Below are 19,547 nucleotides of genomic sequence, written 5' to 3'. Positions count from 1 at the left end.
CCGGCCAGCACGTCACCCTCCAACCCCACGCCGCCTAACCCCTTCACCCCGGGCCCCGGCTCCGCTGCGCTACGCCGGGGGCGCTACCGCGCGCCCACAGTCACCTCGATTTACGAGCCAGGACCTCCGACGTCCTGAATGAGTCATTCAAGACACCTGCGGGGCCGCCGGAGGAGCCACCGCGGGAGCGGGCCCGGCTCATTCGCCATTTTCGAAGACGGGAATGAGTCATTTCACGACGTCCGACGAGCCACCAGGGCCTCCGGTGAGGCAGGATCAAGGGCGTGACCATCGATCAGGCCGGGGTGCCCGAAGCCCGTTCGGGCCCGGCTTTCCCCGAGCACGAAGCCCGCGTCGACGCCCTGAGACGGCAGCTCGCCGCCCTCAGCGGCGAAGCGACCGTCCGGCTGGCGAAACGGACGTCGAACCTCTTCCGCTCCCGCGCCGCGGCGAAGCACCCCGGGCTGGACGTCGCCGGGTTCAGCCACGTCCTGCGCGTCGACCCGGCCACCCGCACCGCCGACGTCGAGGGCATGGTCACCTACGAGCAGCTCGTCGACGCCACGCTGCCGCACGGCCTGATGCCGCTGGTCGTGCCGCAGCTGAAGACGATCACCCTGGGCGGCGCGGTGACCGGGCTCGGCATCGAGTCCTCGTCGTTCCGCAACGGCATGCCGCACGAATCGGTGCTGGAGCTCGAGGTGCTCACCGGGGACGGCCGGATCGTCGTCGCCACGCCGGACAACGAGCACCGCGATCTGTTCCACGGCTTCCCCAACTCCTACGGCACCCTCGGCTACGCGCTGCGGCTGCGGATCCTCCTGGAGCCGGTGAAGCCGTTCGTGCAGCTGCGCCACGTCCGCCACCACGACCGCGGCAAGTTCTTCGAGGCGTTGAGCGAGATCTGCGCGAAGAGCGAGCACGAGGGCGAGCACGTCGATTTCGTCGACGGCACGGTCTTCGGCCCGGACGAGCTGTACCTGACGCTCGGGACGTTCACCGACACCGCGCCCGCGACCAGCGACTACACCTGGCTCGACATCTACTACCGCTCCATCCAGCGGCGCGAAACCGACCATCTCACCATCCGGGACTACCTCTGGCGCTGGGACACGGACTGGTTCTGGTGCTCGCGCGCGTTCGGCGTCCAGCACCGGCTTCCCCGGCTGCTGCTCGGCCGCCGGTTCCTGCGGTCCTCGGTGTACTGGAAGGCCGTCGCGCTCGACCGGCGGTTCCGGATCGCCGAGCGGCTGCTGAAGCTCCGGCGGATGCCGCCGGAAGAGACGATCGTGCAGGACATCGAGGTGCCGGTCGGCCGGGCCGCGGAGTTCCTCGAGTTCTTCGAACGCGAGATCCCGATCAGCCCGGTCTGGATCTGCCCCCTGCGCCAGCGGCCCGGCGGCGTCCGCTGGCCGCTGTACGAGCTGGACCCCGAAGAGCTGTACGTCAACTTCGGATTCTGGTCGTCCGTGCCGCTCGCCCCCGGCGAGCGCGACGGCGTGCACAACCGGATGATCGAAGCCGAGGTCACCCGCCTCGGCGGGCACAAGTCGCTCTACTCGGACAGCTTCTACACCGAGGACGAGTTCTGGCGGCTCTACAACGGCGACGCCTACCGGAAGCTCAAGGGCGCCTACGACCCGCGCGAGCGGCTGCTCGGCCTCTACGAAAAATGTGTCCGCCGCCGGTGAAAGGAACGAACGTGACCCAGGAAAACATCACCGTCGGCGCCGTGTTCGAGCGGCTGCTCGGACCCCGCGCCCAGGTGTCGATCACCGCCTACGACGGCAGCCGCAGCGGCCCGGCCGACGCGCCGGTGGCCTTCGAGGTGCGCTCGCCGCTGGCCCTGGACTACCTGATGTCCTCCCCCGGCGACCTCGGCCTCGCCCGCGCGTACGTCGCCGGCGCGCTGGAGGTCACCGGCGACCTCTACGCCGCCCTGCACGCCCTGTCGGCCCAGGTCGACCAGCTCACCGCGGCCGACCGGCTGTGGCTGCTGCGCAAGCTCGGCCCGCGCCACCTGCGGGTGGTCAAGCCGCCGGCCGAGGAGCACCCGAGCCGGTTCCGGCGCGGGATGACGGCCCTGCGGCACTCGAAGGCGCGTGACAGCGAGGCCATCGCCAGTCACTACGACGTGTCCAACCGGTTCTACGAGCTGGTCCTCGGCCCGTCGATGGCCTACACGTGCGCGGTGTTCCCCCACGAGGGCGCCACCCTGGAAGAGGCGCAGGCGCACAAGTTCGACCTGGTCTGCAAGAAGCTCGGCCTCCAGCCCGGGATGAAGCTGCTCGACGTGGGCTGCGGCTGGGGCGGCATGGTCGCGCACGCCGTCCGGCACTACGGCGTCGAGGCGATCGGCGTCACCCTTTCGCGCGAGCAGGCCCAGTGGGCGCAGAAGAACATCGTCGCGCTGGGGATCGCCGACCGCGCCGAGATCCGGCACCAGGACTACCGGGACGTCACCGAGTCCGGGTTCGACGCCATCTCCTCGATCGGCCTGACCGAGCACATCGGCGCGCGCAACGTGCCGGGCTACTTCCGCTTCCTGGCCGGCAAGCTCAAGCCGCACGGACGCCTGCTCAACCACTGCATCACCAACCCCGACACCAGCGTCGCGCACCGCTCGCGCGGGTTCATCGACCGCTACGTCTTCCCGGACGGCGAGCTCGAGGCACCCGGCGAGCTGATGACGGCCATGCACGACGCCGGGCTGGAGGTGCGGCACTCGGAGAACCTGCGCGAGCACTACGCGACGACGCTGGCCGGATGGTGCGCCAACCTCGACGAACACTGGGACGAGGCCGTCGCCGAGGCCGGTGCCGGGCGCAGCCGGGTGTGGGCGCTCTACCTCGCGGCCTGCCGGCTGGCCTTCGAGCGGCGCGAGATCGAACTGCACCACATCCTCGGCGTCCGGACCGACAGCGAGGGCGGAATGGGGATGCCGCTGCGCCCCGATTGGGGAGTTTGACCACCGGGGCTAGCCTCGCCGCTCCGGCAATGGAAGAATGGTCGCGAGACCGGGTGTCCGAACGGGACGTCCAGGCTCACTACAAAGAGTAGGTATGGGTATGGCTCAGGGCAGTGTCAAGTGGTTCAACGGCGAAAAGGGCTTCGGCTTCATCGCGCAGGACGGCGGGGGTCCGGACGTGTTCGTCCACTACTCCGAGATCCAGGGCAGCGGCTTCAAGTCGCTCGACGAGGGTCAGCGCGTGGAGTTCGAAATCGGCCAGGGCCAGAAGGGCCCGCAGGCCCAGCGCGTCAGCGTCATCTGAGCCACGAGGCACCCGAAGGCCCTCGCCCCCACCCGGGGCGGGGGCCTTCCTCGTCTCCGCCCCACCGTCTCCGCCGCCATCATCTCCACCCACACCGTCTCCGCCCACACTGCGCGTTCACAACGATCCGGTAACCTGGAACGAGGCGAGAGCACCTCAGTACGCCGGCGTCCGGCCGGCCGGACTCTTGCGCCGTGGCCCTGAGGCCGATCGCCGGCAGGAGCGGCGACCCGCCCGGCCACCCCTCCAGACCGCTGACGGCCGGGTGTTCCCGACCCTGGCCTTCCCGCGCCCGGCTCCGTCCGGCGCGGCGTAGACCCCGAATCGAGTAGTGCATGACCGCCTCTGTGAAGGCCCGTCCGGCTCCGAAACCCGTGCTTTCGGGCAAGCAGACGATCCCCGAACTGATCACCATCCGCACGTTCCTGCTGGTCCCGTTCCTCGCGCTGGCCGTCGCCGTCCCGGTGTTCTGGGGCTGGGGCATCAGCTGGGTCGACCTCGCGATCGGCGGCGCGTTCTTCGTCGTCTCGACGCTCGGGGTCACCGTCGGGTACCACCGCTACTTCACGCACGGCTCGTTCCGCGCGAAGCGGGCACTGCGGATCGCGCTGGCCGTCGCCGGTGGCCTCGCGGCGCAGGGCCCGGTGATCGGCTGGGTCGCCGACCACCGCCGGCACCACGCCTTCTCCGACCGGGACGGCGACCCGCATTCGCCGTGGCTGTTCGGGACGTCGCCGGTGGCGCTGGCCCGCGGGTTCTGGCACGCGCACATGGGCTGGCTCTTCGGCCGCGACAAGACCAACGTCGAGCGGTTCGCCCCGGACCTCGCCGCCGACCGCGACCTGCGCGTCGTCGACCGGCTCTTCCCGCTGTGGGTGGTGCTGAGCCTGCTGCTCCCGCCGCTGCTCGGTGGGCTGATCACGCTGTCGTGGTGGGGCGCGCTGACCGCGTTCCTGTGGGCGGGGCTGGCGCGGATCTCCTTCCAGCACCACGTGACGTGGTCGGTGAACTCGGTCTGCCACATGATCGGCGAGCGTCCGTTCGCCAGCCGCGACCGCTCGGCCAACTTCTGGCCGCTGGCGATCCTGTCGATGGGCGAGTCCTGGCACAACACCCACCACGCCGACCCGACGTCGGCCCGCCACGGCGCGCAGCGCGGGCAGATCGACATCTCGGCGCGGGTGATCTGGGCGTTCGAGAAGCTGGGCTGGGCGTGGAACGTCCGCTGGCCGACGGCGAAGCGGCTGGCGTCGCTCGCTCGCTGAGCGATAACCGCCCGAAACTCCTTGACCGCCGCGAAGGGACTCGGTGATCTTGGAGAGATGGACACGGTCGCGCTGACCTTCGACGACGGCCCGTACCCCGAGACGACGCCGGCGCTGCTGGCTGCGCTCGCCGGCACGCGGGCGACGTTCTTCCTGTGGGGCGAGCACGCGGCGGCCCACCCGGACCTGGTCCGGGCGATCGCCGCGGCGGGCCACGCCATCGGCAACCACACGTGGACGCACCCGCGGCTGACCACGCTGCCCGCGGCCGACCGCGAGCGGGAGATCCGGCGCACGCAGGACCTGCTGACCCGGCTGACCGGGGTCCGGCCGGCCCTGTTCCGGCCGCCCTACGGCGACACGGACGCGTCGGTCTCGGCGACCGTGGCGGCGCACGAACTCTCCGAGGTGCTGTGGAGCGTCGACACCCGCGACTGGGCGGGCTGCTCCGCGGACGAGATCACCGCCGCGGCCGGGGACGCGCAGCCGGGTGGCGTCGTGCTGATGCACGAAGGCCGCCCGGCCACGGTGGAAGCGGTCCCCCGCATCCTCGCCGCGCTCACCGCGCGCGGCCTGCGTCCCGGTCCCGTCGCCGCCTCCGGCGGTTCGTGAAGGCCACCTTGACGAACTTGAAGTTCGTCAAGGTGGCCTTCACGAACTTTCGTCAGGGGTTGAGGGCGAAGTACGCCGGCTTCGGGCGCAGGTTCTCGTCGAAGAGGCAGGCCGCGCCTTCACCCGGGAAGACGTCCGGGACCCACGAGTGCCGGTCCGTGAACCCCCAGGTCGTGAACTCGACGCACTTGCGGACGGCGTGGCAGCCGTCCCACAGCTGCCCGAAGTAACTTGCCTGAGTGGCGAGCTTGGCCGCGTCGGGCGGGGTCGGGATCCGGACGTCCGCCTCGGTGACCGCGGTCTCCACGCCGATCTTGGCGAACCGGGCCAGGTTCTCGCGGTACTGACCCGGGAAGCCGTACTGGATCGACAGGTGACCCTGGATGCCGACGCCGCTGATCGGCACGCCCTGCCGCCGCAGCGTCTTCACCAGGTCGTACACCGCGTCGCTCTTCGGGTTGATCCCCTCGATGTTGTAGTCGTTGACGTAGAGCTTCGCCGCCGGGTCGGCCGCGTGCGCCCAGCGGAAGACGTCGGCGACGAAGCCGTCGCCGAGCTTCTGCCGGAAGACCGTGTCACGCCGGGTGCCGTCCTCGTTGAAGATCTCGTTGACCACGTCCCAGGCGCGGATCTTTCCCTTGTACCGCTTGACTTCGGTGGTGATGTGGTCGCGCAGGACCCGGCGGAGCTCGTCGGCGGGCAGCGCGCCGACCCAGTCCGGGAGCTGGGAGTGCCAGACCAGCGTGTGGCCGCGGACGGTCTTGCGGTGCTCGCGGGCGTACTTGACGATCGCGTCGGCACCGGACCAGTCGTACTGGCCGCGCACGGCTTCGATCGTGCCCCACTTCATCTCGTTCTCGGGCGTCACGTTGTCGAATTCCCGCGTGAGCACCGCCCGGTAATCGGTTTCCGAAGCGAGGTACGACGCGGCCACCGCGCTGCCGACGTATCGGTTCGTGGCGTATTGCAGCGGCACCGAAGCCGGTGCCGCCGACGCTGCCGGTGCCTGCCACACGGCAATACCCATGACCGCCGCGACCGTCAGCAGGGCGCGTTTCTTAGGAATTCTTCCCAGCATCTTCATCCTCCACGAGACAATAGTGCCAACGGTGTTCCGAAACTTTCCAACCGTTTCAATTCAGGTTTCGATGACCTAGAATCTCCGTCATGACAACGAAGTCTGACGAGCTCGAGCCGACCGAGACCCGGGTGACCATCGCCCGGATCGCCGCCGAGACCGGTGTCTCCGTCCCGACAGTTTCGAAAGTGCTGAACGGCCGTCCCGACGTCGCCGAAAGCACCCGCGCCCGCGTCGAAGCAGTCATCGGGAAATACGGGTACCGGCGGCGCGCCGACGAACGTTCCCGCCGTTCCCGGCTACTGGAGCTGATGTTCCACGAACTCGAAAGCACGTGGGCACTGGAAATCATCCGCGGCGTGGAGTGCGTCGCCCGCGAAAACGGAATGGCGGTGGTGCTGGCGGAATCGTCGGGCCGCCACACACCGGGACAGAGCTGGCTCGAGAGCGTCCTCGCCCGGCGGCCGGTCGGCATCGTTTCGGTGTGTTCGGACTTCACCGGCGGGCAGCTGGCGAAGCTCCGGGCCCGGGACATCCCGCTGGTCGTGGTCGACCCCGCCGGCGCGCCCGGGCCGGAGACGCCCTCGATCGGGGCCACGAACTGGCAGGGCGGGCTGACGGCCACCCGGCACCTCGTGGAACTCGGCCACCGCCGGATCGCGATGATCGGCGGACCGGAAGGAGTCTTGTGCAGCCGGGCCCGGATCGACGGGTACCGCACGGCACTGGAGACGGCCGGCCTGGCGTTCGACCCGGCCCTGGTGCGCCGCGGCGACTTCCACGTCCGGGCCGGCTACCGGGAGCTGGCTTCACTGCTCACCCTCCCGGACCGGCCGACGGCGGTGTTCGCCGGCAGTGACCTGCAGGCACTCGGCGTGTACGAGGCGGCCCGCGACGCGGGTCTGCGCATCCCGGACGACCTTTCGGTGGTGGGCTTCGACGATCTGCCGATCGCCCGCTGGCTGACCCCGGAGCTGACCACGGTCCGCCAGCCCCTGCAGGAGATGGCGGCGGCCGGCGCCCGGCTGGCGATCTCGCTGGCCCGCGGGGTCGACCCGGAGAGCCACCGCCTGGAGCTGGCGACCAGCCTGGTGGTCCGGCACAGCACGGCAGCGCCGGCGCACCGGGGATACCGGGTGTTGACCGGCTGAGCGAGTAGCGCGGATCGAGGCTGATCCACGGCCGGCGGGCGCGGCGCCGGCTGTCGTTCAGCGGCCTCCGGGCACCGGAATTGTCGGTGCCCACCGGTAGCGTGGAATTCGGGGGGCGCCCCCGGCGGGCGGGCGCTCGGCAGCCGTTCCGGGCGGCGTGAGCCCGGATCACGCCCCTTCGCTTCACGCACTCCGGCGGCCTGGGAGAGCTCGCTCACCACGGCCACCGCCTGCTTTCCGGCGGGCCCAGGTAGCTCGCCCGCAGCCCGCCGGTGTCGATCACCAGCTTCTGCAGGATCACCGCCGGGTCGACCATCCAGAACTTGAGCACGTGCGCTCCCGGCGCCCCGATCACGTGCCGCGTCGCCGTCAGGTTCACGTTGTCCGACGTCGTCCGCTCCCACTGGCGGTTCATGGACGTGTCGTCCGCTCCCGTCGCCTTCGTGATGTTCACGACCTGCGGGTCCGCGTCGTCGAACGCCACCGCGTACCTCAGGCCGTCGCCCGCCAGCACGTTGCTGCGCGGGGACAGGTACGCCCACACCGTCACCGGCCCGGTCGTGAACAGCGTCGTCCGGTACTCCAGGCGCGGCCCCGCTCCCGGTGCGCGGCTCGCCGCCGTCACCGGGAACGGGGTCATCCCCGCGCCGGTTCGTCCGATGTCCGGGATGCGCCGCCACCCCACCTCCGCCGTGCCGATGGTGGCGCTGCAGTGCTCGGCCTCCATCGACACGTAGCCGCCGGCCTCGACGAACCCCCGGGCCGGTTCCACCGGGTTGCGCACGACGGCGTCCACCGCGACCGAACCACCCGCGCCCGACACCGTGATCGGCACGGTCGTGGTGCCTTTCGGCACCCGGGCCCAGTCGATCCGCACGGTCATGCGCAGCTCCTCCTCCACGCGGCCGCCGCGCGGCTCGACCAGCACCCACGGCGCGCCCGTCGTCACGGTGCAGCGGAACGGCGTCCGGCCGCGGTTGAAGACGTCGATGTACTGCGGCGGCGCACTTTGGTACGGGCTGAACTCCGGCAGGGCCGGCCGTCCCGCGGCGCCGGGCCACGCGTCCGTCGAGCCGTCGACGGCGACCCCGAGCGACGCCGCGGCCGGCAGTTCGATTCGCTTCACCGCCGGGAAGATGACGTCCGGCAGCGCCACGTTGTTCAGCTCCGGCTGCTGCCAGGGCGCGTTCGGGCCGTACCGGGCGACGTCGCCGTAGTCGATGTGCGGCTGGGTCTGGAACCCCTTCCACTTCCCGCCGGCGATGCCGGTGTTGTACTTCTCCGCGAGCGCCAGGTCGTCGGCGAACCGGGCCTCGGTCACGGCGGCCAAGGCGTTCGCCGATGCCCGGCCCTGTGCCGCGTAGAGGAGGTTCGTGAACTCGGCGCGCCGCAGCGCGTACAGGTTCGCCGTCGCCCGGGTCGCGTACCCGATCAGCTCGTAGAAGGCGTCTTGGAACGCCTTCGGCAGCCGCGCGCCGATCTTCGACGCCCGCTGCGCGAGGTCCTGCCACTCCTGCGTGACCCGGTCCAGCTCGCGGTAGTTGACCAGGCTGAACGGCGTCAGCTGGTCGTCGTAGGTGATCGTGCCGGCGGCGTCCACGGTGATCCGCCGGTTGAGCAGCTCCGGCTTGCGGCGGGACTGCAGCCGCCCGTAGTCGTGCAGCACCCCGGCGATCTCCGCCGCCAGGGCCGCGCCGAAGTTCTCCGAAGCGAACTGACGCTCCCAAGTGGACAATCGCTCGACCGGCAGCGAGGCGGGATCCCAGGCGTAGTCGAGGAAGAACTGCAGCGGCAGCTCGTTGCCCTTCATGTCCCCGACGTTGGCCACCCACAACCGGTCGTTGCCGTAGGCGAAGGCCTGGTGCAGCTGCTCCCAGGTGTTCGCGAGCAGCGCGGTGTCGACCCACTTGTAGTTGCGGCCGCCGCCGACGTAGTCGAAGTGGTAATAGAGCCCGTACCCGCCGGGGTGCGGTGGCAGGGACAGGTCGGGCATCTTGCGGATGTTGCCCCAGTTGTCGTCGGTGAACACGACGATGACGTCGTCCGGCGGGCGCAGGCCCTTGGCCCAGTACCGCTGGACTTCCTTGTACAGCGTCCAGACCTGCGGCACGGTGGTGAGGTCCCGGCCGGTCTCGCGGGCGAGGATCTCCCGTTCGGTGGCGATGATCTCGCGCATCAGCTCGATGCCGTCGCCGTCGGGCAGGCCGACGTCGCCGTTGCCGCGCATGCCGAGCGTGACGACGCCTTCGAAGTCCTCGCGGACCATCCGGCGGATCCCGTCGGTCCAGTAGGCCTTGATCGCCTCGCCGTTGCGGCGGAAGCTCCACTCCCCCGTGCCGCCGTACGGGTCGTGGCCCGGCGTGGTGATGTTTCCGGCCGCGTCGCGGACGGCGGGCACCGCGTGCCGGTTCCACTCCTCGATCCCGCGCATCATCGGTGCCTCGTGCGAGGTGCCCATCACGATGCCGTACTCCTTGGCCGTCGCGTGGTTGAGCGGGTCGTCCTCGGCGAACGCCCGCCCCCACACCGCCGGCCAGAGGTAGTTGGCCCGCAGCCGGAGCATGGTCTCGAAGACCTTGGCGAAGAACAGGTGGTTGAAGCCGTTGGGGAAGCCGGGCGCCTGGCCCGGCCCGAAGAAGGCCGGGGCCCAGGTGCCGAGCGCCGGGTTCTCGTCGTTGATGAAGAAGCCGCGGTACTTCACGTGCGGGGTGCCGAGGCTGAACCGCTCGCGCGGCAGGTGCAGTTCCGCCTGGCGCCGCGGCGGCACGTCCGCCCACCAGTACCAGGGTGAGACGCCGATGCGCCGGGACACCTCGTAGACGCCGTAGATCACACCGCGCTGGTCACTGCCGGTGAGCACCAGGCGGCCGTCGACGACCTGGCTGAGCGACGTCTCCCACTTCCCGGCGATCCCGGTGACGTCGAGCTTGCCGGCCGCGACCAGCGCGTCGACCAGCGGGCTGTGACCGAGCGTGCCGACCACGACGACCGGGCCGTGCGCGGGGACGACGTCGAACGACACCGCGGGCCGCACGCCCGTGACGCGTTCGACGTCGGCGGCCAGGTCGCCCACGACCCGCCGCACGCCCGGGAGATCGCCCGAGCCGACCACGATCGTCGCGGCCTTTCCCCGTGACACCACCGGGAAGCCGGTCCCGGCTTCGGCGAGGCCCGGCAGGGTTACCGACCCCGCCGCCCCGGCCACGGCGAGTAGTTGCAGGAAGGCACGACGGTGTACCTCGGACGGCACGGCAGACCTCCTGAGTCAGCCCTTCACGGATCCGGTCAGCCCGCCGACGATGCGCCGTTCGGCGAGCACGAAGAACGCGAGCGCGGGAATCGCCGACAACGCGGTGAACGCGAGTACCCGGGCGGTGTCCTGGGAGTACTGGGACTGGAACGAGGCGACGCCGAGCGGGAGCGTGAAGTGCACGGAGTCGTTGAACACCAGCAGCGGCAACAGGTACGCGTTCCAGCTGGTGACGAAGGCGAGCACGGCGACCGTGGTCAGCGCGGGTGTCGACAGCGGCAGCAGGATGCGCCAGAAGAACCCGAGCCGGGTGGTGCCGTCGAGCACGGCCGCGTCCTCGATCTCGCCGGGGATCGCGTGCATGAACGGGCGCAGGATCACGATCGTCACCGGGAGCGAGAACGCCGCCTCCGGGATCGCCACGCCCCAGAAGCTTTCGAGCAGGCCCAGCTGGCGCAGCCACAGGTACAGCGGCAGCGTCGCCACGCCGAGCGGAAACAGCAGGCCGAGGGTGAACAGCGTGTAGAACGCCTCCCGGCCCTTGAAGTGATAACGCGAAAGCGCGTACCCGGCCATCGAGCCGAGCCCGACGGCCAGCGCCGTGGCGATCACCGCGATCAGCGCGCTGTTGCCGAGGAAGGTCCAGAACGCGCTGGAACCGAGCACCGAAGCGTAGTTGTCGAACACCCACGGCCCGGGCATCCCGGACGGGTCGGTGTTGATCTGCGCGTTGGTGCGGAACCCGCCGAGCGCCACGAACAGCAGCGGCACGACGGTCACGCCGACCACGACGATCGCCGCGAGGTAGCCCATCGACAGGCCGAACTTGCCCGAGCGCATCAGCCCACCATCCTCGTCAGGGCCCCCTGGGTGTCGCGGCGGAGCGCGAACCGCTGGTACAGCAGGGCGAACACGAAGCAGATGACGAACAGGATCACCGCCACCGCGGAGCCGAACCCGAACTCGTAGCGCTTGAAGCCGTGGTCGATCAGGTAGGTCGCCATCGTCGTCGACGCGTTCGCCGGGCCGCCGGTCGTCATGATCCAGACGACGTCGAACAGCTGGAGCGAGCCGATCACCGACAGGAAGATCCAGATCCGGATGGTCGGCCCGAGCAGGGGCAGCACGACGTGCCGGGTGGTCTGCCACGCCGACGCGCCGTCGAGCGCCGCGGCTTCGCGCAGTTCGGCCGGCACCCCCTGCAGGCCGGCGAGCAGCAGGATGATGCCGAAGCCGATGTACTTCCAGGTGATCACCGCGAACATCGTGTAGAGCACGATGCCCGGGTCGGCCAGCCAGTTGTGGACCAGCCCGCCGAGGCCGGCTCCCCTGAGCACCTGGTCGGCGAACCCGTTGGGCTGCAGCATGAGCGCCCAGATCACCGCGGTGATCGCCTCGGAAAGGACGTACGGGGCGAACACCAGGGCGCGCAGCACCGCGCGTCCCCGCAGCTTCCGGTTGAGCAGCAGCGCCAAGCCGATCGACAGCGGCAGCTGCACCACGATCGACAGCCCGGCGATGATCAGGTTGTGGACGATGGCGCCCTGGAACACCGTGCCGCCGAAGGCATCGGCGTAGTTCTTGAACCCGACGAAGTCGTCGAGCGGGCCGAAGCCGTTCCAGTTGAAGACGCTGTAGAACGCCGCGATCCCGATCGGCACCAGGACGAACCCGGTGAACAGCAGCAGGGCGGGCCCGAGCAGCAGCGCCAGCTCGAGCCGCTTGCGCAGGCCGGGCCGGTGTTTCCGGGCGGTGACCGCCGGTGCGGACGGCCGCGCCGCCGTCCGCACCGGAGTCGTCGCCGTGGTCACTTGTTGCCCGCCGCGGCCTGGTTGACGGCGGTCACGATGCCTTCGGGGGTGCCCTGGCCGGCGAACATGTTGGCCACCGCGTCGTTCAGCGCGGCGCCGACCGCGGTCGGGAACGCCCGGTCGAAGTACATCTGCAGGTACGGCGCCTTCGTGCCGTAGTCGTAGACCTGCCGGAGCACGTCGGTCTTCAGCGCCTTCGCGGCCACGGCGTTCACGGGCAGGCCGGTCCCCTTCGCGGACAGCTCGGTCTGCACCGGCTCGCTGACCAGGTACTGCAGGAAGGCCGTGCAGGCCTTGGACGCGCGAGTGGTGCAGGCGTAGCCGTCACCGCCGCCGAGCACGGCCGCCGGGTCGCCCTGGCCACCCGCCACGGACGGGAACGGGAACCAGCCGACCTTCGACTCGAGGTCCTTGTCCTCGGTCAGCGACGACATCGTGCCGGGCTCCCAGTCGCCCTGCAGCTCCATCGCGGCCTTGCCGTTGGCGACGAGGCCGGCGGAGCTGCCCGCGCCCTGCTGGGCGGGCGTGCCGGCGAACCCGGTCTGGAACGGTTCGGTGGCCAGGAAGTTCTTCAGGTCCTGCCCGGCCTTCGTCCAGCACGGGTCCTCGAGCTTGACCGCCTTCACCGACTGCTGGAGCACCGCGGTCGAGCACTCGCGGATGGCGAAGTAGTTGAAGTAGAAGGCATCGGGCCAGCGGTCCTTGCCGCCGACCGAGATCGGCGCGAGCCCCTTGGCCTTCAGCGCCGTGACGGCGGCGTTCAGCTCGTCCATGGTCTTCGGCGGGGTGGTGATCCCCGCCTGCTGGAACAGGTCCTTGCGGTACCAGAAGCCGACGAAGTGCTGCGTGAACGGCACGCCGTACTGCTTGCCGTCGACCTGCCACTTCTCACCGAACTTGCCGGTGGCCTGTTCGATCCACGACTTGGTGTCTCCGGTGATGTCGGCGACCTTGCCCGAGGTGATCTGCGAGGCCAGGTCGCCCGCGCCCCACGACTGGTAGATGTCCGGCGGCTCGGCCGACTGCAGGGCGAGCGGGACCTTGGTGCCGAAGTCCTCGTTCTGCAGCGGCTGCGCCTTGATCGTGACTTCGGGGTGCGCCTTCTGGTAGTCGGCGACGACCTTCTCCCAGACCGTCTTGATCGGATCGGTGGTGCCGTTGTGCCACCAGGTCAAGGTGACCGGGCCGCTCGGCTGCGCGGGGGCTTCGGTCCCCCCGCTGCACGCCGACAACGCGAGCGGAACGAGGGCCGCCAGGGCGGCGAGAACGGGGATCCGGCGTTTCACAAACATCGTGGGTCCACTCCTGACGACTTCGGCCGAGTTGGACGGGGCAGCTTGGCGCCCGGGTTGGCGAAGAGTCTGCTCCCGGGGCAAATGGGATGTCAATCGTTGTCGATAACGTTTTCTATGGTTAGTCTGAGCCGATGCAGCCCAGTTCCAGGGTGACCATCCGTGACGTCGCCGCTCGGGCCGGCGTCTCGGTGGCCACGGTTTCGAAGGTGATCAACGAGCGCTACGGCGTTTCCGCCGCGACGCTCGCGCGGGTCCGTGCCGTGATCGAAGAGCTCGGCTACGAAGCGAGCCTGGTCGCGCAGAGCCTGAGAAATCACCGGACGAACGTCATCGGCATCCTGGTCGCCGACCTCGAACCGTTCTCGACCGAGCTGCTCAAGGGAGCCGCGGACGCCATCCGCGGCAGTGGCTTCGAACTCGTCGTCTACTCCGCGGGTGGCCGCACCGGCGACCCGGTCGGCTGGGAAAAGCGCTACCTCTCCCGGCTGAGCGGCACCCTCGTCGACGGCGCCTTGCTGGTCACGCCCACCGTCTCGCTGGAAGCCGTGCCGGGCACGCCGGTCGTCGCCGTCGACCCGCACACCGGGCCGTCGCACCTGCCGACCATCGACTCCGACAACCTGCGCGGCGCGCAACTGGCCACCGAGCACCTCCTCGACCTGGGGCACCGGCGGATCGCCTTCCTCTCCGGCCGGCCCGACCTGCAGTCGGCCGAGCTGCGCAAGACCGGGTACCTCCGGGCGCTCACGGCCGCGGGCATCACGCCGGACGAAGACCTGATCAGGATCGGTGCCTACGACCCGGAGATCTCCGCGGCCTCGGCGCACGCCCTGCTGACCGGCCCGGACCGGCCGACCGCGGTGTTCGCCGCGAACGACATCTCGGCGATCGCGACCGTGGGCGCGGCCCGCGAACTCGGGCTGGCCGTGCCCGGCGACCTTTCCGTGGTGGGCTTCGACAACGTGCCCGAGTCGGCGCTCTGCAGCCCGCCACTGACCACAGTGGACCAGCCGATCCGCGAGATGGGGCACCGCGCCATCCGGATGCTCATCGCACTGATCAACGGCGACGACGTCGAGCGCACGCACGTCACGCTCGACACCGGCCTGGTGGTGCGGCACTCCACCCGCGCCCTCCCCTGAACCGTTTCCTCCTCCTCACTCCTCCCCAGACGAAGGGCGGACCAGCCTTGACCACGCAGCCCACCACGGCCTCAGAGCCGTGGCGCGACCCCGCGGCCGACCCGGGCGAACGCGTCCGGGCCCTGATGGCCCGGATGACCCTGCGCGAGAAGCTCGCCCAGCTCTACGGGGTCTGGGTCGGCATCGACTCCGGCGGCGAAATGGCGCCGCACCAGCACGACTTCGTCGACGCGGCGGTCGACCTCGACGACCTGGTCCGGCACGGCATCGGGCAGCTGACCCGCGCGTTCGGCACCCGGCCGGTCGACCCGGTGATCGGCGCGCACAGCCTCGCCCGCACGCAGCGGCAGATCGTCGCCAGCAGCCGGTTCGGGATCCCGGCCGTGGTGCACGAGGAATGCCTGACCGGCCTGGCCGCGTGGCAGGCGACGATCTACCCGGCGCCGCTGTCGTGGGGCGCCACCTTCGACCCGGACCTGGTCCGCCGGATGGCGGAGAAGATCGGGCGGACCATGCGCGGACTCGGCGTGCACCAGGGCCTCGCCCCGGTCCTCGACGTGGCCCGCGACCTGCGCTGGGGGCGGGTCGAGGAGACCATCGGCGAGGACCCCTACCTGGTCGGGACGATCGGCAGCGCGTACGTCGCCGGGCTCGAATCGGCCGGCATCGTCGCCACGTTGAAGCACTTCGTCGGGTACTCCGCTTCCCGCGCCGGGCGCAACCTGGCGCCGGTCTCGGCCGGCCCGCGCGAAATCGCCGACGTCCTGCTCCCGCCGTTCGAACAGGCCCTGCGCGCCGGCGCGCGGTCGGTGATGAACGCCTACACCGACACCGACGGTCTCCCGTCCGCCGCCGACCCGGCCCTGCTGACGGACCTCCTGCGGGACACCTACGGGTTCGACGGCACGGTGGTCGCCGACTACTTCTCGGTGGCGTTCCTGCACCGCCTGCACGGGGTCGCGGCCGACCGCGCCGACGCCGCCCGGCAGGCGCTCACCGCGGGCATCGACGTCGAACTGCCGACGATGGACTGCTACGGCGAGCCACTGCTCGCCGCGGTGGAAGGGGGCGCGGTCGAGGTCGCCGCCGTCGACCGCGCCCTCGAACGGGTGCTGCGCCAGAAGTGCGAACTGGGTCTGCTCGACGCCGGCTGGGCGCCGGAGGTGCCCGAGGAGATCGACCTCGACGACGCCGAATCGCGGGCGCTGGCCCGCGAAGTCGCCGAGCGTTCGATCGTGCTGCTGCACAACGACGGCACCCTTCCGCTCTCCCCCGGCACCCGCGTCGCCGTCGTGGGGCCGCGCGCGGACACCCCCGGCGCGATGCTCGGCTGCTACTCCTTCCCGCTGCACGTCGGCGTCCACCACCCCGACGTCCCGTTCGGCGTCTCGGTGCCCACCCTGCTCGAGGCGCTGAGCTCGACCTACGACGTGGCCTACGCCCTCGGCTGCCCGGTCACCGGCGGCGGCGACGACGGGATCGCGCAGGCCGTGGCGGCGTGCGCCGACGCGTCCGTGTGCGTCGCCGTGCTGGGCGACCGGGCCGGGCTGTTCGGCGGCGGGACGTCCGGCGAAGGCTGCGACGCGGCCGACCTGCGGCTGCCGGGCCGCCAGGAGGAACTCCTCGACGCCCTGCTGGACACCGGCAAGCCGGTGGTGCTCGTCCTGCTCTCGGGACGGCCGTACGAGTTGTCCCGGCAGCTTCCGCGGCTGGCCGCGGTGGTGTGCGGGTTCTACCCCGGCGAAGAGGGGGCCGGCGCACTGGCCGGCGTCCTCGGTGGCCGGATCAACCCGGCCGGCCGGCTGCCGGTGAGCTTCCCGGCGGCCGGGGCGAGCCAGCCCTCGACGTACCTGGCCGCGCCGCTCGGCCGGCGCAGCGAGGTGTCCACTGTGGATCCTTCGCCGCTGTTCCCGTTCGGGCACGGGCTGTCCTACGCGCCGGCGACCTGGCTGGACGTCAGCGCGACGGGCTCGCTCTGGCCGACCGACGGCGTGTGCCGGGTCCGGGTGACGCTGCGCAACGACCACGGGCGCGAGACGTCCGAAGTCGTCCAGGTCTACCTGCACGACCCGGTGGCCGAGGTGGCGCGGCCGGAGCGTCAGCTCATCGCGGCCCGCCGGGTTTCCCTGCCCCCGGGCGAAACCTGCGTCCTGGAGATCGCCCTGCACGCCGACCTGACGTCCTACACCGGCCGCGCGCGGCAGCGCCAGGTCGACCCCGGGGACGTCGAGCTGCGGGTGGGCACCTCGAGTGAGCAGATCGTCGCGACCCTGCACTGCACGCTGACCGGGCCGCGCCGCGTCGTCGGCGTCGACCGGGTCCTGACCCCGGAGTTCTCGCTATGAGACGTCCTCTGGTGATCTTCTTCCTGGCCGTGCTGACCGTGCTCTTCGTCGGCGCTTCCGGCCGCCCCACGCCGTCGCACTGGGTGGCGACGTGGACGTCGATGCCCCAGCTGACCGAGCCGGGCAACATGCCGCCGGCACCCTTCACCGGCACCGACCGGGTGCTCGACAACGCGTCGCTGCGCGAGACGGCGCAGGTCACGGTCGGCGGCCCGCGGATCCGGCTGCGGTTCTCCAACGCCTTCGGCGGGGCGCCGCTGCCGCTGACCGCGGTGTCGGTGGCGCGGCCGGCGTCCGGCGCGGTCGGCGTCTCCTCCGTGGTGCCGGGCAGCGTCCTCCCGGTGACCTTCCACGGCAAGCCGTCGACGACCGTCCCGCAGGGCGCGCAGGTGGTGTCGGACCCGCTGCCGTTCCCGGTGCGGGCCGGAGAGAACATCGCGGTGACGGCGTACCTGGCGCACGGCCAGGCTTCGACGTCGATCACTTCGCACCCCGGTTCGCGCACGACGTCGTACCTCCTCGCCGGCAACCACGTTGCCGACACCGAACTGCCGGGTGCGACGCCGGTCGACCACTGGTACTTCCTCAGCGGCATCGAAGCGCTGTCCCCGGCGTCCGCGGTCGCGGTCATCGGCGACTCCATCTCCGACGGCCGCGGCTCGACGACGAACGGCAACGACCGCTGGCCGAACGTGCTGGCTTCGCGGCTGCACGGCGTGTCCGTGGTGAACCAGGCGGCGGGCGGCAACCGCGTCCTGCAGGACGGCCTCGGCCCGAACGTGCTGGCCCGCCTGGACCGCGACCTGCTTTCCACGAGCGGAGTTTCGTGGGCGATCGTCTTCGAGGGCGTCAACGACATCGGCACGGCCACCCCGGCCGCCGTCTCCCAGACGGCCGCCGACCTGATCGACGCGTACGACCAGATCCTGGTGCGCGCCCACGCGCAGGACATCCGCGTGTACGGCGCGACGATCACGCCGTTCGGCGGCAACACCGGCTACGACGACCCGGCCCGGGAAGAAGCTCGGCAACAGGTGAACGCGTGGATCCGCCAGCCGGGCCACTTCGACGCCCTGCTGGACTTCGACAAGGTGGCCCGCGACCCGGCGAAGCCGTCGCAGCTCCTGCCCGCCTACGACGTCGGCGACCACCTGCACCTCAACCCGGCGGGCTACCAGGCCCTCGGCTCGAGCGTTCCGCCCGGCCTTTTCCGAAACGACCGGTAAAAACGTCAAGCGCCAAAAAGAAGACAATTCCAGGACGTGGTTTCCCCCGCGTGATCACCGACCGCCGACTGTCGCCTGACGGACCGTGATCGCCCGGATATCTGTTGGGACACAAGCGAGTCTCGAAGGCGGGGCCCCGTGACGCGCGTCACGGGGCGTCCCCTAGCATGTCGCCGTCTGCTGTCCCCACAGGTAGTCGTCGCTCCCGGAAAGGGAAACCATGTCCGACGTCATCAACAGCATCTTCGGCCGCCCCAAGAACGAAAACCCCGACGCTGGCGGGTACGCCTACGGCAGCGTCGAGCCCGCACCTGAGGTCGCCGAAGCGCCCGCCGAAAGCGCTCCCGAGACCGCTGAGGCGGACGTCGTCGAGGAAGCGGATTCCGCACCCGAGACCGAGACCGCCGCGGAAACCGCGGAAGCCGAAGCCACCGACAGCGACCTGGCCGAGGACGACTCCGACGCCGGCTCCACCGAAGAGTCCGGCGACGACACGGCCGAAGCCGCCGAGACGACCGACGAGGACGTCACCGGGACCGACGAGGAGGCGGCCGCCGAGGACACCGAAGAGGACTCCGCCGAGGACGCTGCCGAGGACGACGCGGACGAGGACGCTGCCGAGACCGAGCCGATCGCCGAAGCCGTTGCCGAGCCGGTGGCCGAAGCCGAGCCGGTCACCGATGTCGTCGAAGACGAGCCGGTCGTCGCCGAAGCCGCACCGGTCGTGGCGGTCGAGCCCGCCGCCGAACCGGCCGCCGAACCCGAAGCCGACGCGGCCGCCGCCCGTCCCGCCGCGGGCTCCCGCGGCAGCACCACGATCGCCGACGGCGTGGTCGGCAAGATCGTCCTGCGGATCGCCGCCAAGACCGAAGGCGTGTACAGCGTCGCCGAGGACGGCATCAAGGTCGAGCTCGCCGACGACGTAGCCTGGGTCACCATCCCCGTGGTGGTCGAGTTCGGCCACGCGGTCAAGGCGCTGGGCGAGCAGCTCCGCGTCGCGGTGATCGACGCCGTCGAGCAGTACCTGGGTCTCGACGTCGAGGTCGTCGACGTCCACGTCACCGACATCCACTTCCCCGAAGCGGACTGACCGGCTCCGG

15 protein-coding genes are annotated in these 19,547 nt (G+C 70.8%); 10 read left to right on the top strand and 5 right to left on the bottom strand.

Annotated features, from left to right (window positions below):
- Positions 1–284: 284 nt before the first annotated feature.
- The 5 genes from ACLJQF_RS45150 (at position 285) to ACLJQF_RS45130 (ending at position 5,149) form a co-directional block, all read left to right on the top strand.
- Complete coding sequence (locus tag ACLJQF_RS45150; RefSeq protein ID WP_410616524.1) at positions 285–1,691, top strand: FAD-binding oxidoreductase; 1,407 nt, start codon at positions 285–287, stop codon at positions 1,689–1,691.
- Positions 1,673–2,968, top strand: coding sequence for a class I SAM-dependent methyltransferase (locus tag ACLJQF_RS45145; RefSeq protein WP_410616522.1), 1,296 nt, complete (start codon positions 1,673–1,675; stop codon positions 2,966–2,968). Before ACLJQF_RS45150 ends, ACLJQF_RS45145 begins: the two co-directional genes overlap by 19 nt.
- Positions 2,969–3,068: 100 nt before the next feature.
- The gene (locus ACLJQF_RS45140; protein WP_004558414.1) at positions 3,069–3,272 is read left to right on the top strand and encodes a cold-shock protein; all 204 of its coding nucleotides are present in this window, start codon (positions 3,069–3,071) and stop codon (positions 3,270–3,272) included.
- 335 nt (positions 3,273–3,607) lie between these two features.
- The gene (locus ACLJQF_RS45135; protein ID WP_410616521.1) at positions 3,608–4,537 is read left to right on the top strand and encodes an acyl-CoA desaturase; all 930 of its coding nucleotides are present in this window, start codon (positions 3,608–3,610) and stop codon (positions 4,535–4,537) included.
- A 57-nt stretch (positions 4,538–4,594) separates the two neighbouring features.
- Entirely contained in the window at positions 4,595–5,149 is a 555-nt protein-coding gene (locus ACLJQF_RS45130) for a polysaccharide deacetylase family protein (RefSeq protein ID WP_410616519.1), read from the top strand.
- Between the two features lie 52 nt (positions 5,150–5,201).
- On the opposite strand, the gene ACLJQF_RS45125 is transcribed toward ACLJQF_RS45130, so the two are convergent.
- Positions 5,202–6,227: an endo-1,4-beta-xylanase gene (locus ACLJQF_RS45125; RefSeq protein ID WP_410616517.1), complete on the bottom strand. Its 1,026-nt coding sequence runs from the start codon at positions 6,225–6,227 to the stop codon at positions 5,202–5,204.
- 89 nt (positions 6,228–6,316) lie between these two features.
- On the opposite strand from ACLJQF_RS45125, the gene ACLJQF_RS45120 reads away from it, so the two are divergent.
- Positions 6,317–7,378 carry a LacI family DNA-binding transcriptional regulator gene (locus ACLJQF_RS45120; protein WP_360170725.1) on the top strand — a complete coding sequence of 354 codons (1,062 nt, stop codon included), beginning with the start codon at positions 6,317–6,319 and terminating at the stop codon, positions 7,376–7,378.
- A 214-nt stretch (positions 7,379–7,592) separates the two neighbouring features.
- Here the strand turns inward: ACLJQF_RS45120 and ACLJQF_RS45115 are convergent, their stop codons facing one another.
- From ACLJQF_RS45115 to ACLJQF_RS45100, 4 genes are read right to left on the bottom strand one after another with little or no spacing between them, the layout of a single operon-like run.
- Positions 7,593–10,628, bottom strand: a complete 3,036-nt coding sequence (locus ACLJQF_RS45115; RefSeq protein WP_410616514.1) for a glycosyl hydrolase 115 family protein — start codon at positions 10,626–10,628, stop codon at positions 7,593–7,595.
- Positions 10,629–10,643: 15 nt separating this feature from the next.
- Positions 10,644–11,468 (bottom strand): carbohydrate ABC transporter permease, encoded by an 825-nt coding sequence (locus ACLJQF_RS45110; protein WP_410616512.1) that lies wholly within the window; start codon positions 11,466–11,468, stop codon positions 10,644–10,646.
- Complete coding sequence (locus tag ACLJQF_RS45105) at positions 11,468–12,439, bottom strand: carbohydrate ABC transporter permease (protein ID WP_410616510.1); 972 nt, start codon at positions 12,437–12,439, stop codon at positions 11,468–11,470. Before ACLJQF_RS45105 ends, ACLJQF_RS45110 begins: the two co-directional genes overlap by 1 nt.
- On the bottom strand, positions 12,436–13,731 hold the full coding sequence (locus ACLJQF_RS45100; protein WP_410616508.1) for an extracellular solute-binding protein: 1,296 nt from the start codon (positions 13,729–13,731) through the stop codon (positions 12,436–12,438). The genes ACLJQF_RS45105 and ACLJQF_RS45100 overlap by 4 nt, the downstream gene beginning before the upstream one ends.
- A gap of 134 nt (positions 13,732–13,865) precedes the next feature.
- On the opposite strand from ACLJQF_RS45100, the gene ACLJQF_RS45095 reads away from it, so the two are divergent.
- From ACLJQF_RS45095 to ACLJQF_RS45080, 4 genes are all read left to right on the top strand, one after another.
- A complete protein-coding gene (locus ACLJQF_RS45095) occupies positions 13,866–14,876 on the top strand; it encodes a LacI family DNA-binding transcriptional regulator (RefSeq protein ID WP_410616506.1) in 1,011 nt (336 codons plus the stop codon).
- A 47-nt stretch (positions 14,877–14,923) separates the two neighbouring features.
- Positions 14,924–17,221, top strand: a complete 2,298-nt coding sequence (locus ACLJQF_RS45090) for a beta-glucosidase family protein (protein ID WP_410616505.1) — start codon at positions 14,924–14,926, stop codon at positions 17,219–17,221.
- Complete coding sequence (locus tag ACLJQF_RS45085; protein WP_410616503.1) at positions 17,218–18,447, top strand: SGNH/GDSL hydrolase family protein; 1,230 nt, start codon at positions 17,218–17,220, stop codon at positions 18,445–18,447. Before ACLJQF_RS45090 ends, ACLJQF_RS45085 begins: the two co-directional genes overlap by 4 nt.
- A 220-nt stretch (positions 18,448–18,667) precedes the next feature.
- Positions 18,668–19,537: an Asp23/Gls24 family envelope stress response protein gene (locus ACLJQF_RS45080; RefSeq protein ID WP_410616501.1), complete on the top strand. Its 870-nt coding sequence runs from the start codon at positions 18,668–18,670 to the stop codon at positions 19,535–19,537.
- Positions 19,538–19,547 lie beyond the last annotated feature (10 nt).

Origin of the sequence: Amycolatopsis sp. lyj-109, assembly GCF_046548995.1 — a bacterium.
Lineage (GTDB): Bacteria > Actinomycetota > Actinomycetes > Mycobacteriales > Pseudonocardiaceae > Amycolatopsis.
The sequence above is the reverse complement of the archived record's forward strand: the minus strand, read 5'-3'. Positions and strand labels throughout refer to the sequence as shown.